This is a genomic window from Acidobacteriota bacterium (genome assembly GCA_016713675.1).
Taxonomy (GTDB): Bacteria; Acidobacteriota; Blastocatellia; order Pyrinomonadales; family Pyrinomonadaceae; genus OLB17.
In genome coordinates this window covers 528523-542075 of the sequence record JADJOS010000004.1, presented here as the reverse complement: position 1 = coordinate 542075, position 13553 = coordinate 528523, and the positions used below count along the sequence as shown (strand labels likewise).

Sequence of the window (13553 nt, the reverse complement as noted above, 5' to 3'; positions counted from 1 at the left end):
AAGCGTCACTTTTGATTGTTTTTTAACTGGATTCGTTGCTAAGAAATTCGGTCAAGATGCTCGATCGCCAGATCGTGAAAGCGTCGGCGGACGGAGTTGATATTTTCGAACGGAAGTTTGCGGTCATGCGTCCGGTTCGTCAGAAGAATGAACACGCGTTGCTTCACCGGATCGATCCATAGGCTCGTCCCTGTAAACCCTAGGTGACCATAGCTTTGCGGCGACATTGCCATTCCCGCTGCCGACTCCGGCGTCGACGCCAACTGGAACGCGAATGAGCGATGTTCATTCGTTCCGGGTGTAAAATTGGTGCGAAACATCTCGCATGTCTCAGGGTCGAACAGCGAAGTATGATTCGGTAAAAATTGTTGGGCGATCTCATACACATCTTTTGCCGTCGAGAACAGCCCGGCATGACCGGCAACGCCACCCATAAAGTATGCATTGTTGTCATGGACCTCGCCCCAGATCACTTCCAAACGGAATTTGTCCCTGCTGCCGGTTGGCTGAAGATAACCTTTCTCAATGCATGTCTGCATCTCAAATCCATTGCCTTTTTCACTTGCGGCGATGCGGTGTTTCGATCCGAACGAAGGGTTAAAACCCGTATCTATTAGTCCGAGCGGCGAGACCACCAACTCCTTTAGCAAAACATCGAGCCGTTTGCCTTCTATCCGCTCGATCAGATTTCCAAGTGCGATAAAATTAAGATCGCTGTACGTAACCGCATTTTGCTCCGGGTCCGACGGCGTCCGGCCTATTTCCCCGATGACCTCTGCGGGATCATCGACAAGTAAGTACATCGGCAGCCAAGCGGGCAAATGCGAAGCGTGCGATAACAACTCACTGACAGTCACCGATCGCTTGTCATCAGTATCAAATTCGTCGAGATAAGTGCTAACACATCTATCCAGACTGAGTTTTCCATCCTCGACCAATTTAGCCGCCAGCAGTCCGGTGACCAGAACCTTTGTCACACTCGCCATGTCGTAGATCGTATCTACGTCGGCTTTGATGCGTTCAGGTTCGACAACCGCAAAGCCCACAGCTTCGTGCAGCTTGATCTCACCCTTTTCGGCGACAAGATAAACAGCCGACGGGAAATCGCCGGCCGAGATGCGTGACAATAGAAACTCTGAGATCTCTCGACACCTCATACTGCAAATAAGCGGTTCGAATGCGCTTCGATCTTCTCCAACACGCCGACCGCTAACGCCAACGCCCGGCGTCCATCCCCGCCGGTTATTGAAGGAGTTTCATCATTCTCGATCGCGTCCAAAAACGCGGTGATCTCTTCGCGAAGCGGTTCGATATCATTGATCTCGAGCCGGTTGATCGAGATGCCAAGCAAAGGATGAGCGGCGTCGGGCATAATGGAAGTAACAGACGCAAACTTTGTCGCGTAATCGAGCACGACATATGATCCTGTCTGATAAAACCGCGTCTTCCGAATTTTCTCGGTGCCGACACGCGAAGCCGTAATATTTGCAACCGCTCCGTTCGCAAACTCGATCCGAGCGTTGGCAGCATCGACCTTGTCCGAGATTATCGGTATGCCGACAGCTCGGATCTCAGTGACGGCGACGTTCGCGCCGACCAGCCATTGGATCGCGTCGAGATCGTGGATCATTACGTCGAGCACGACATCGACATCGAGCGAGCGGTTGGGAAACGGCGAAACACGGTGTATCTCAAAGTAAAGCGGATTCGTCACGTACGGCCGCAAAGCTACCATCGCCGGATTGTAACGCTCTAATTGGCCGACCATTAACTTGGCACCTGAGGCATTCGACGCCGCGATCACCTTATCTGCGTCTTCCAATGTCAGTGCGATCGGCTTCTCTACGAGTACGTGAACACCGCTTTCGAGAAACGCGCAGGCGATCTCGCAGTGCGTTTCGGTCGGTGTCGCGATCGATACGGCATCGACTTTGCCCAGCATGTCACGCCAGTCATTGAATTGGGAACAACCATTATCGGATGACACTTTTTCCGCGGTTTCAGAGTTTGCGTCGCAAACGCCAACCAGATCGACGCGGCCTTCTGCGGCGAGCTCGGCATAATTTCGGGCGTGATGCCGACCGAGACTGCCGACACCGATGACTGCCGCTTTTAGCAGGCGATTTTCACTCATAATTTGATAACAAGCCGTTTTTCAGCAATACTTTACATTCTCATTTAAGATGGCCGAAATTACAAAGAGCGACGCCGAAGCACCGATGTCAGAGAGCAACTATATCAAAATAGTGCTCGGCATTTTGGCAGTGTTTACTTATTTTTTCGGTCTGACGGTACCATTTCTCGGCCCTGACGAAGCCCGTTACGCTCAAGTTGCTCGCGAGATGTTCGAACGCGGCGACTGGATAACGCCCACGCTTGGCGGCTTTAATTGGTTCGAAAAGCCGGCATTACTCTATTGGCTCGAGATCGCGTCGTATCATGTGTTCGGCGTAAGTGAATTTGCGGCTCGTTTCGGGCCCGCTATATTTGGCCTGGGAACCGTATTCAGCCTGTGGCTCCTGGGCAGGAGTCTGACCTCGATAGGTGCCGTACCAAAGAGCTTCCCGACCACGATTGCACTTGTAGCCTCTTCGACCCTTGGCATTGTCGCATTTGCACACGGCGCCAGCTTTGACATAATCGTCACTTTTCCGATCACCGCGGCTATGGCCGGTTTTTTCGTTTGGCACTTTAAGAACGAGTCAAACAGTGCCGAAAGCGATCCGGCCGTTTCATCTGCGCTGGTCCTCTTTTATGTATTTATCGGAATGGCGTTGCTGGCGAAGGGGTTGATCGGAGCCGTATTCCCGTTAGCGATCGTGACGTTTTACTATTCACTTTCACGAAAGCTTCCGAGCCGCGTGTTCATCATAAGCTTGTTTTGGGGTGCCTTGCTATCGCTTGCGATCGCCGCAACATGGTATGTTCCGATGTATCTCAGACATGGCTACGAATTCATTGACGAGTTTTTCGTCCAACACCATTTTCAGAGGTTTACGTCGAATAAATATCAGCACCCACAACCGTCCTATTTCTTCTTCCTCGTGCTTCCGTTGATGACTCTGCCGTGGCTTCCATTTTTTATCGGGTCGGTCTGGACGTTTGTCAGATCACTGCTTCGACGCCATGACGCGGCCGATAAACTCAGTGTTTCCTCTAAACGACTCCTGATCTTTTCAGCCGCCTGGATCCTCGTTCCATTGGTTTTCTTTTCATTCTCCGGTTCGAAACTGCCCGGATATATCCTGCCGGCGGTTCCGGCTGCGGTTGTCTTTGCGGCCGTCTATTTAAGCCGGCTAGGCGACAAAGGCTCGCGATGGCCCTTGGTCACGCGGCTTATTGCTCTATCCGTGTTTATCGGAACTATCATTTTGCAATTAACGGTCATGCCGTATTTTGCCGCGACCGATTCCGTCAAAGCCCTGGTCCGCTCGGCAAACGAACGGGGCTATTCGTCGGAACGCATCCTCGCGTATTACTCGGTTTCACACAATGCCGAATTTTACGCCGTGGGGAGATTGATACGTGATGAACAGGGCAGGCAGCGAGCGTTTTACAGCGTAGAAGAGGTGGTAGAAATTGCGGCGGCGGAAACGAACAGGCGGATATTGGTGCTCGTAAAACTCCGGGATATGAACAAATTGACAACGAGCGGGAAAATTTCGACCGAGTTGATCGGTGACAATACTGAATATGCGATCGTCGCGGTTACTCCGAACTAAGATCAGTCTTCGGCAGATCGCAGCAGACGGTCCATTAATGCCGCTCCGATCCCGGACTCTTCGACTTGTTCACAGTAAATGGTCTCGATATTCTTGCGATCGCATTCACGGAAAAACTCGAATAATGAATGTGCATACTCTTCGACAGAGGTGCATTTCTTGACAAGATCGAAGCCGAAGTCGGGTGGTCGAAAACCAATAAATGAGCTTTGTGAAAGTCCGATCTCTGAGGGCTTTATACCCGCCCCCCTGTCACTTCCTTCGATCAACACCACTTTCGCCCGCGGTGAATAGTGCTTGTGGAGCATTCCGGGACTCCGTGCCTTTTCGCCGGAATCTGACTGAAGGGTTTTGATCTCAGGCATTACCGCGATCAATTGCTCTAACGATATCGAACCGCTGCGCAGCAGGAGCGGCACATCGGCGGTGCAATCCACGACCGTCGATTCAAGTCCGATCTCGGTCGGCTCGCCTTTCAATACGCAATCGATCCGGCCGTCCAGATCTTCGATCACTGCCTCCCAGGTCGTCGGGCTTGGCCGGCCTGACAGATTTGCAGATGGAGCAACGACAGGCACGCCGCACGCCCTCAGAAACTCATTGGCGAGTTCGAACTTCGGCATCCTGATCCCGATCGTATCAAGACCCGCAGTAGCGATCATAGGAACTGTCTCACGTTTCTTTAATACGACCGTCAGCGGACCGGGAAAAAAAATGGCGATGAGCTTTTCCGCACATTGCGTGATCTCAGGCGTCAATTCACTGATCTGGTCGCGAGTTGAAATGTGAGCGATCAACGGATTGTCCGCAGGACGACGCTTCGCCTCGAATATCTTTGCCACTGCGGCGGCATCAAAAACATTTGCTCCCAGTCCGTATACAGTTTCGGTCGGAAACGCCACCACGCCGCCGCGTTTGATGAACGCAGCCGCTTCGATCACCGATGTAGTAACGATCGTTCGCATGAGCCAAAATAATTTCGAAATCGTTTCAGATCTTCCGCAAAAAGTTCAGTTGAAGACGTCTATCAATTGTAACTGATGCGGCAATAAAGTCTCGAAAGTTACAAAATATAATAATAATTTCGGAGGAATCATAAAATGTTTACAATTACTTCAGTCGGTATCATCGCGATCCTGATCGGACTTCTGCTTCCCGCTGTCCAAAAGTGATCACACTAATCCAGCCGCGGCCGCACGAAGGTGCTGCTGCGGCTATCTTGCTTTCCTCACGCTTACATTCGCGAGGACCAATATGGGCGAGACGGTAGTGTGAACAAAACTTGTCGACGGCTTACCGCCGGCAATACCCGAAGTCTCGCCCGCCACCTCTTAAGTTGTTTCGCCGACTTTCCCCGATTCACGCCTCTCTCACATTTCGATCACCTCGTCCGGAGTGCATCTCACGTTCGGTCAACGAACACTTCTAGTTTATCTGAGATTGGGCCGGCCGTTGCATACATAATACCTTCAACGAATAGTGCAAATTGTGATATGATCGATCAGTGCTTGAAGTGACGATTTCGGGTGAAACAGCGGCCTTGATTCCTCAGAGAGGACGAATAACAAAGTGGCAGCGAATGCCGGGATCGCCACTTTAATTTGTCAGCGTAGTCCAGGACGACATACTGTAAGACAAATCAAGTGTTTTTTTTGAAAATCGGCGGGAAAGAGGCAGAAAGGATCCGTAACTTGTGCAAATACACGTACTTGCCTGTCCCGCTGGCATACGGGACAGGTGTGGGACAGGTGCGGGAAAAATGGGACAAGGATTGGCGCCACGATCACGGTAACTAGTTGATATAAAAGGGTATAGAGAGTTTTCACTCTAAGTTAGCCATAGAGCGGGAATCGCGTGGATCTAGTTTCCGTTAAGATGCGGAAATAGATAAAATCAAGACTGTGACGATCGAAGAAAAGCTCAAAACTCTACCGACCTCTGCCGGGATTTACATTCATAAGAATGGTGCCGGAAAGATCGTCTACATTGGCAAGGCAAAGAATTTGCGAAACCGCGTGCGGTCGTATTTTCACGCGAGCCGAAATCACGATCCGAAGACCCAGCAGCTTGTTAAAGTGATCGCCGATTTTGAGTTCATCGTGGTCGACAGTGAGGTCGAGGCTCTCGTACTTGAGTCAAATCTGATCAAAAAGCACAAACCAAAATTCAATATATTTCTCAAGGACGATAAACAATATCCGCATCTGAAACTGACAAATGAACCCTTTCCAAAGGTGGTCGTTACCCGCAAATTGATCCGTGACGGAGGGAGCTATTACGGTCCGTTTCTGCCGGCAGTCATGGCGAGAAACACGTTGAATCTGATCAATCGTGCTTTCCAACTTCGCACTTGCGATATCGAGATCGATGGCAATTTGCCGCGTCCGTGCCTCGAATATCATCTGAAAAGATGTCTCGGCCCGTGCGTCAGAGGGCTTTGTACCAAGCAGGAATATAAGGAAGCCGCTAACGACGTCAAAGTGCTATTGGACGGCAAGAACAAGGAGCTGGCGGTTGAGCTCGAACAGCGAATGTGGCGTTTTTCTGAAGAAGGGAAGTATGAACTTGCGGCAAAATATCGCGACCTGCATCGCACCGTGATATCGCTCGGTGAGACGCAGAAGATGGCGACGACCGCCGACCGCGACGTCGATATCATTGGCTTTTACCGCGAAAATCAGCGGCTAGCCTTGCAGCTGTTCACCATGCGCGAAGGCCGTATCGTCGGCCGCCGTGAGTTCTTTTGGGAAGACCTGCCCGAAGACGACACCTTCGACGCCAAAGAGTTCCTCGGCGAGGTTCTGGCTCAATATTATTCGACCGATTACGTCCCTCTTGAGATCCACGTGCCGCAGGATTTTGACGATCGCGATGTTTTAGAGCGTGCTCTAACGCAAAGACGCGGACGGCGCGTTAAAATTCTCGACCCAAGACGCGGCACAAAGAAAAGCATGGTCGAGCTCGTCGAAACTAACGCCAAGATAGCGTTCGAACAGCGTTTCCGCGTCCTCAAACCGGACAGCGAAAAGGTGCTTGAAGAGCTGCAGGAGATCTTAGAACTGTCCTATTTTCCCGAACGGATCGAGTCGTTCGACATTTCGAACATCTCCGGCTCCGAAAACGTCGCCGGCATCGTCGTTTTCGAAAACGGCAAGCCCGCACGCTACGCGTATCGCCGTTTGATAATCAAATCAGTCGACGGCGCGAACGATTTCGCCTCGATGCACGAGGCCGTATACCGCCGCTACAAACGCATCCTCGACGAAGGCGGCCAGCTTCCTCGCCTCATCTTTATCGACGGCGGCAAAGGCCAGGTCGCCGCCGCAGCAGCCGCGATGGAGGCCCTCGATCTCGAACAGATCATGCTCGTCGGCCTCGTCAAGCCGCCCAAACAGCACAACCAGATCTCGCACCTCATCGTCCACGGCCGCGAAGACCGCCCGATCCCGTTCGACCGCAATTCGCTCGCGTTCCGCCTAATCCTCCAGATCCGCGAAGAAACGCACAAGACGGCGATCGAATTCCACCGCAAACGCCGCGAAAAACGCGACTTCTCATCCGAACTCTCCGAGATCCCGGGCGTCGGCGACAAACGCAAAATGAAGCTATTGAGAGAATTCGGCTCCATCGAACGCATCGCGACAGCCACCATCGAAGCCCTAACGCCCTTCGTCGGATCAATGACCGCCAGCGAGATCGTCAACCATTTTGAAAGGCAGCGAAACTTTGGTTCAGGAAATGAGGAATGAGGTCGGGCGTTCGATCAAATTTCGCGGCACAGCGACGTAAGCCGGGATCTTTGATCGAACGCCCGAATGGGGGTCGAGCTAAGAGTTAATTCTTTTTCACATAGCTCTTGTGGACGACGGTTTTGGATTTTTCGTCCCGAGCCTCGAACATTACGTTCTCTGTGTCTTCGTGGGTACGAAGACTGGCTCCGGCGTTGATCGAACGGTCTTTGGAAGACGCTTTTTCTGCTTCGTCGAGAAATCCTTTTACCGAAGCAGGTTTGACGGGATCCGCCATGCGCACTTCATTTGCGGCAGATACTGCCTCGGTCGCTGTGGCCTTGAGCATCTTTGGCCATAGCTTTTTGAACAGGGCGTTCGACACGTAGATGTCGGCACTATTGATTTTTCCGTTTATTGCGAAAGCGTAGCCGATGATGTCCGATCTGCTATTGATAACGCCGCTTAGCTCTTTGACATATTCATCGATAGTTGCGGAGACCTTCTTGTTTTCGAGACTCAGCTGCAAGCTGGACTTGGAGGTTCCGGCCTGAACTGATCCGCCGACATTCTTAGCGAGACGGGCTTGAGCATTACTGACCTGGTCCCAGACTTCCTGCTGAGAGCGTGCAGCGTTGGCAGCTATCTTCAATTCTTTCGTTACGATCCGTTCGTTTGAGCTGTCGAATTTTGTCGAATCCTCATTACCGCGCTTCGTCCACCGGCCGGACTCAACGCAGAACGATTCGATCTTGACTCGGCCCGAGCTCGCCGGAATTATGATACTTACCGCCAGAACGCGGTCCTGTTTGCCGCCTTTGACGATGTCGCCGGATTGGATGAATACGTCCTGGGTTTTGGAGAGATTCTCGACCTCAAGCTCGTTGACTTCGGACGTCTCATAGACCACGAAGAGCTTTCGTTCCATTGCCTCTTGCAAGGTCATTATGTTGCTTTTAGTACGCTGGTCTTTTCCGTGGATGAGAAAGATGGTCAGATTTTTGTGGGTGTAGGGTGACGAGATCGTGTAATTTGCTGTCTGTGCCGATGCCGCTGCCGCGATAACCGTGGCGATGACGAATGCCAGACAAAGCCTGGCTAAATTGTTGTATTGCATAGTTTACTCCTTGATCGCTTTTTGAAATTTGCCTGGGGAAAGCGTCTCCTTTAATAACGGAACGCATGGCTCGGAGATTTCTTGCAAAACGAAGTGGAACTAGTTGAATTCAGTTTGTTGATTTCATCGCCAGATAGTATTCACGCTGAGACTTATTTAGCTTCTCGATCGAATATCGAAGGAGTACACGCGGCATTGTTGCGGCGTGTTTGTCGAGGAAAGCGATCAAACGCGTTCGGTCAACCTCACCGGCGGACCTGAGCATCCAGCCGGTGCCTTTGTTGACGAGGTCCTCGGGGTCGTTTACCAAGATCTCAGCGATGCGGAATGTGTCTTCGACCTGTTTGAGTTTCAGGATGAAATGAGCGGTCGCAACGATCGCGGTGCGGCGTTCCCATCGATCTTGGGAACGAGCGAGATCAAGGAGTATATCTCGCGACTTGTCGGCTAGGTATTGGCCAACGACGTAATACGCGCCACGGTCGACGAGATCCCAGTTATTTATCCGATCGTGACGGCGGATATAGAGTTCGAAGAGTTCCTTGAGACGTTCGGGCCGGCACCGTTTGCCTTTGGCACATTGCCCCATGATGCTCATTGCACCGACGCGGATCTCATGGATCGGACTTTCCATGAGTTTTTCGATCTCATCAACCGGCATGTGTGAATGCTCTTTGCCAAGTGAGAAAATGCTGCCCATGCGGACGCCGATGAAATAGTTGTCGGTCGGTTGGTTTTCAGGATCGAACTTGAAATAGCGTTTATGCTTGCGCAATTCATCGTCCGACTGTAGTGCCAGCAGTTTTTCGGTGAAATATGCCGCAGTTAGATCCATGCAACGCTCAATCGGCCGCGGCCTCGATCCACTTGCAAACGATCGATTCAAGTATTGCCTTCTTCGCCATTACATCGTCCAGACCCGTGAGTTTCAGCACGGCGCGGTCATTTGCCGGCCATTCAAGAAGGCCCGATTTGTCATCGATCAGACGCCGGCTGCTTTTCGGTGTTTTCGGTTTGGCGCCGCGATGAAAGATCAGCAGTATAAGGCTGTCTTTATGGAGGTTAAACGTCACCCGGTCATCTCCGCTGTGACAGTAGCTCGGTGCGTTCCATTTGATGTGCTCGGTTATCGATTCGTCGATGCCCAAAATGATCTTTCGGATCAGCTCCAATGTAGGTTTCAAAGGGGTGTCGAGCTGATCAAAGAACGCGGAAACCTGCTCGGGGCCTGACAATTTCGAAAGTTTTGTCTTATGAATGTCAGCCGCTCTTAGCCTGCCGCCGCGGCTTCTAGATCGGCAATTATGATCTTTGACATCTTAAACATCGCCTGCGCGACGCGACCTGACTTTTCTCTATCGCTGTCGCCAAGTAGATCCATTAATCGACGCGGCGTGATCTGCCACGATAGTCCAAATTTGTCGACCAACCAACCGCACGGCTGTTGTTCTCCGCTTTCGCTCAAACCGTCATAGAGAAGGTCGATCTCGGATTGCGTGTTTGCTTCGATCATAAGTGAGATCCCCTGGGTCAGCTCGAATTGCGGGTACGTGCCGCCATTGTAACAAAGGAATCGCTGGCTTTCGATCTCAAAGGTTCCGTCGGCGACACTTCCGTCCGGGCCCGGTATCTTAGAAGCGACTCTGCAATCGGGAATCACCGACGCGTAGAATTCCATTGCAGCGCCGGACTGATCTTTGAACATTATGAACGTGGTTACTTTTTGCATTATTGTTCGCCAGTTATATTTAGGACGCCGACATTTTCGAAAGCAGATCGTCGAGTTTTTTGTAACCTTCGCGGACGCCGCGTTCCATGCCTGACTGGATCATTCCATCTCGATCGGTAACTGACTGGAAAACCGATTGATGTACGATGTGGCTGCGGCCATTGCCAAGGTCCTCGGATTTGGTTGTGCCTAAGATAACGTGTCCGCGTTCGGGCAGACCATCGAATTCAAAGGTGCCGATCAAGCGTTCCGGTGCGAGCACCTCGTGATTGACTCCAAAAAATGCATATTTATGGCCGCCCCGTTCGTGAGTGAATCTATAAGAACCTCCGTCACGGCAGTCCCATTCTTCGATCGTCATCGTAAGATCGTTTGGGCCGACCCATTGGACATATAGATCCGGATCGGTATACGCCCTGAATACGAATTCTCGGGGAGCTTCAAATTCGCGAAAGATGAATAATTCCTGCTTACCTTCTTCTGCAGTAACAACAGTCTGGCTTGCCATTATTTTTTCTCCGTTTTGGGGTGTAATTTGGTCTTTTCCTTTTCGAGCAGCTCGTCGAGAGCAGTAAACCGCTCTTCCATTCGGCTTGCAAATTGCTTGATCCATTTTTCGAGTTCACGCATAGGTTCGGGATTGAGATAGTAAATGCGCTGCTGTGCACGTTTCTCAACCCGAACCAAATTAGCCTCACGGAGCACTTTCAGATGCTGCGAGATCGCCGGCGGGCTTGCTCTAAATCCGCGGTAGATATCAGTTGCCGGCATCTTGCCGCGTGCCGCCAACATCTCGAGAATAATCCGGCGTGTCGGCTCGGCAATAGCGGTGAAAGTGTCCATGGTATTTATAATAAAGAGAACACTTAATTACGTCAATGTGCAAATAATAAATTGATGAGCAACGGTCTAAACGGTGAAAGACGCGAATCAGAGAGCAGAGCCTCTGATTCGCGTCTTTCACCAATTGACGATTTGGACAGGAAGGCTGCTATTTGCCGCCTACCAGCTTCATTTCATCGACAACCCATTTAGCGTTCCCGAATTTTTCGGTCACGAACAATACATAGCGAATATCCACCGAGATCGTTCGGTTAGTATTGTAATCATAATAGAAGTCGTTTCCGAGCCCTTCGAAGTTGCCGTCGAAGCAAATTCCTACCTGTTCGCCATTGCCGTTCAAGATAGGACTTCCCGAATTACCACCGATGATGTCCGTTGTAGATAGAAAGTTCACCACAACGCTGTCCCCTTCTCCATATCGCCCAAAGTCCTTGGAAGCCTGAAGATCTTTGAGCTTTTGCGGTGCATCGAACGGAATTTCGCCGGTGTCTTTCTCGATCATACCTTTCATGGTAGTAAACGGTGAACGATACTCTGATTCACGCGACTGATAGCCTTTTACGTTTCCATACGAGAAACGCATTGTGAAATTTGCGTCCGGATAAATCGTTGTGGTCCCCCGCATGCCTGTTAAGGCCTCCATGTAGAGCTGGCGAAGGCGATCAATATTTGCTCCGAATTTGGCTCCACGAGCTCCAAGAGCCTGGCGTTCATCGACGATGGCCGCCATAAACGGATGTTTCGCCTGCATTTCAGCCCACGACAAACTGTACAGAGCGAGAATATTGTCGGCCGAAGCAAAAGGTCCATCGACTATCTCTGCGGCAAATGCGGCTTCGGCATCGCGTCTAGCCTTGCCCTTCTTATTTTCGAATTTCTGATCGGCCGCGGCGAATCGTTCACCAACAGGCAGTTCGTCAAACTTCTTGAAAAAGAATTTGAGCATTTCCCGCTCAAAAAACGGTTCATGATTAGCTAGAGCTTCACGGATCTTTTCAGCATCTCCGTCCTTGAGCTTCCGGCCTTGCTTAACAGCGGTGGCCGCAGCGACCAATTGGCCAGAAACAGCCCCTGAGATCGGATCCGGAAAACGCCGCATCATGACGTCGCGTCTTGCAGTTGCATTGGATTCTTCGGAAAGAGCTTTCAGCTCAGCCAGCACCCCCCCGTATTTCTTTTGACGTGCAGGGTCAGCCGCGATCCAGGTTGCCATCTTCGCCTCTTCGGCTTGTCTTTGCTGCACGACATTTGCTCGTCTTAGGCGAAGATAGCCGCCGCCGTAGGCTTTTCGCGAGTTATCGTAATTTGCAATGTCATCCTGAAACCTAATGCGTTTTTCTTCGTCAGTTGAGCCTATCTGTTTAAGCACTGACGCTAACTGGCCAAGCCACGCGGTGAGAAAGGGAAAGTTTGCATCTCGTGCAAATTGGATCGACTGGCTTTCACGATATCGCGTGGTGCCACCTGGAAACCCGAGGACAAAAACGAAGTCATTTTCTTTGAGTCCGCCGATATTGACGGCTAAGAATTTCTTGGCTTTGTAAGGTACATTATTGGGCGAGTATTCTGCCGGCGAACCATCCGGAGCGGAATAGGCTCGCAAGAAGGCAAAATCACCAGTGTGACGTGTCCACTCAAAATTGTCTGGGTCTCCGCCGAAGACGCCAATATTTCGAGGCGGAGCAAAGACTACACGTATGTCTTTCAACTCGCTCGTTTGATAGAGGTAATAGAAGTAACCGCTGTCGATCATCTGAATGCGAATTGTGGAACCTTTTGGGGCTTTTGCAGTCTCTTCAGCCTGCAATGCGTCGGTATTCCGTTTTATAGCTGCCGCAAGTTCTGCACCCGAAAGATTTTCCGTACCCGCCTTGATCTTCGCAGTAACGTCCTCTATCCGTTGGGTCATCGTTATCGAATAATCTTTTGCAGGGATCTCGCCTGCTCGGCTACCGGCATTAAATCCTGTTTCAACCAGATCCTTCTCCGGCGTTGAAGCCGCGACGATCGCGGAAAATGCACAATGGTGATTTGTTAATATCAAACCGTCAGCCGAAACAAACTCAGCCGAACACCCGCTATCTAATCGAATGATCGCATCAGTCAATCCGCCTCCGGCTGGGTCATAGATCTCGTTCGGCTTGATCTTAAGCCCTTTCTTTTTCAATGGAAGCCCGGCGATCTGGCCGGGAACGAACATTCCCTCATCAATTGCTAATGAGGGTGAGCATGATGAAAGCAAAGTTGCAAGAAGAAATAGATACGAGGCAAAGAGTTTCTTTTTCATGTTAGATCCTTTGTAGAACAATGATAAATTTCCGTACAGGATGTCTCGACATTATATCGGCATACACTGGCGATTGCCAACCAATGAAAAAAAGCGAGATGCAACGTGCAGCCCGCTTTTCAATTCA

12 protein-coding genes are annotated in these 13553 nt (G+C 50.9%); 2 read left to right on the top strand and 10 right to left on the bottom strand.

What is annotated here, in order from left to right; translation table 11 throughout:
• Positions 1-38: 38 nt before the first annotated feature.
• Positions 39-1157, bottom strand: coding sequence for a serine hydrolase (locus IPK01_15880; GenBank protein MBK7934916.1), 1119 nt, complete (start codon positions 1155-1157; stop codon positions 39-41).
• Positions 1154-2134 (bottom strand): Gfo/Idh/MocA family oxidoreductase, encoded by a 981-nt coding sequence (locus IPK01_15875; protein MBK7934915.1) that lies wholly within the window; start codon positions 2132-2134, stop codon positions 1154-1156. Before IPK01_15875 ends, IPK01_15880 begins: the two co-directional genes overlap by 4 nt.
• 49 nt (positions 2135-2183) lie before the next feature.
• On the opposite strand from IPK01_15875, the gene IPK01_15870 reads away from it, so the two are divergent.
• Complete coding sequence (locus IPK01_15870) at positions 2184-3722, top strand: glycosyltransferase family 39 protein (protein ID MBK7934914.1); 1539 nt, start codon at positions 2184-2186, stop codon at positions 3720-3722.
• 2 nt (positions 3723-3724) lie between these two features.
• On the opposite strand, the gene IPK01_15865 is transcribed toward IPK01_15870, so the two are convergent.
• The gene (locus IPK01_15865; protein ID MBK7934913.1) at positions 3725-4687 is read right to left on the bottom strand and encodes a threonylcarbamoyl-AMP synthase; all 963 of its coding nucleotides are present in this window, start codon (positions 4685-4687) and stop codon (positions 3725-3727) included.
• A 936-nt stretch (positions 4688-5623) separates the two neighbouring features.
• Between IPK01_15865 and uvrC the strand changes: the two genes are divergently transcribed.
• Positions 5624-7471 carry an excinuclease ABC subunit UvrC gene (uvrC, locus tag IPK01_15860; GenBank protein ID MBK7934912.1) on the top strand — a complete coding sequence of 616 codons (1848 nt, stop codon included), beginning with the start codon at positions 5624-5626 and terminating at the stop codon, positions 7469-7471.
• 85 nt (positions 7472-7556) lie between these two features.
• Here uvrC and IPK01_15855 read toward each other — a convergent pair whose 3' ends face one another.
• From IPK01_15855 to IPK01_15825, 7 genes are all read right to left on the bottom strand, one after another.
• Positions 7557-8567, bottom strand: a complete 1011-nt coding sequence (locus IPK01_15855; protein MBK7934911.1) for a hypothetical protein — start codon at positions 8565-8567, stop codon at positions 7557-7559.
• A gap of 109 nt (positions 8568-8676) precedes the next feature.
• The gene (locus IPK01_15850) at positions 8677-9402 is read right to left on the bottom strand and encodes a DNA alkylation repair protein (GenBank protein MBK7934910.1); all 726 of its coding nucleotides are present in this window, start codon (positions 9400-9402) and stop codon (positions 8677-8679) included.
• A 7-nt stretch (positions 9403-9409) separates the two neighbouring features.
• Complete coding sequence (locus IPK01_15845) at positions 9410-9826, bottom strand: DUF1801 domain-containing protein (GenBank protein ID MBK7934909.1); 417 nt, start codon at positions 9824-9826, stop codon at positions 9410-9412.
• An 11-nt stretch (positions 9827-9837) separates the two neighbouring features.
• Complete coding sequence (locus IPK01_15840) at positions 9838-10296, bottom strand: VOC family protein (protein ID MBK7934908.1); 459 nt, start codon at positions 10294-10296, stop codon at positions 9838-9840.
• A gap of 19 nt (positions 10297-10315) precedes the next feature.
• Positions 10316-10804 (bottom strand): SRPBCC family protein, encoded by a 489-nt coding sequence (locus tag IPK01_15835; GenBank protein ID MBK7934907.1) that lies wholly within the window; start codon positions 10802-10804, stop codon positions 10316-10318.
• Entirely contained in the window at positions 10804-11148 is a 345-nt protein-coding gene (locus IPK01_15830) for a winged helix-turn-helix transcriptional regulator (GenBank protein ID MBK7934906.1), read from the bottom strand. The genes IPK01_15835 and IPK01_15830 overlap by 1 nt, the downstream gene beginning before the upstream one ends.
• A gap of 139 nt (positions 11149-11287) precedes the next feature.
• Positions 11288-13426: a S46 family peptidase gene (locus tag IPK01_15825; GenBank protein MBK7934905.1), complete on the bottom strand. Its 2139-nt coding sequence runs from the start codon at positions 13424-13426 to the stop codon at positions 11288-11290.
• Positions 13427-13553 lie beyond the last annotated feature (127 nt).

Bases quoted from the DNA above. Each gene is read 5' to 3' on its own strand.
- IPK01_15880 (MBK7934916.1), bottom strand. From the start codon at position 1,157: ATGAGGTGTCGAGAGATCTCAGAGTTTCTATTGTCACGCATCTCGGCC.
- IPK01_15875 (MBK7934915.1), bottom strand. From the start codon at position 2,134: ATGAGTGAAAATCGCCTGCTAAAAGCGGCAGTCATCGGTGTCGGCAGT.
- IPK01_15870 (MBK7934914.1), top strand. From the start codon at position 2,184: ATGGCCGAAATTACAAAGAGCGACGCCGAAGCACCGATGTCAGAGAGC.
- IPK01_15865 (MBK7934913.1), bottom strand. From the start codon at position 4,687: ATGCGAACGATCGTTACTACATCGGTGATCGAAGCGGCTGCGTTCATC.
- IPK01_15855 (MBK7934911.1), bottom strand. From the start codon at position 8,567: ATGCAATACAACAATTTAGCCAGGCTTTGTCTGGCATTCGTCATCGCC.
- IPK01_15850 (MBK7934910.1), bottom strand. From the start codon at position 9,402: ATGGATCTAACTGCGGCATATTTCACCGAAAAACTGCTGGCACTACAG.
- IPK01_15840 (MBK7934908.1), bottom strand. From the start codon at position 10,296: ATGCAAAAAGTAACCACGTTCATAATGTTCAAAGATCAGTCCGGCGCT.
- IPK01_15835 (MBK7934907.1), bottom strand. From the start codon at position 10,804: ATGGCAAGCCAGACTGTTGTTACTGCAGAAGAAGGTAAGCAGGAATTA.
- IPK01_15825 (MBK7934905.1), bottom strand. From the start codon at position 13,426: ATGAAAAAGAAACTCTTTGCCTCGTATCTATTTCTTCTTGCAACTTTG.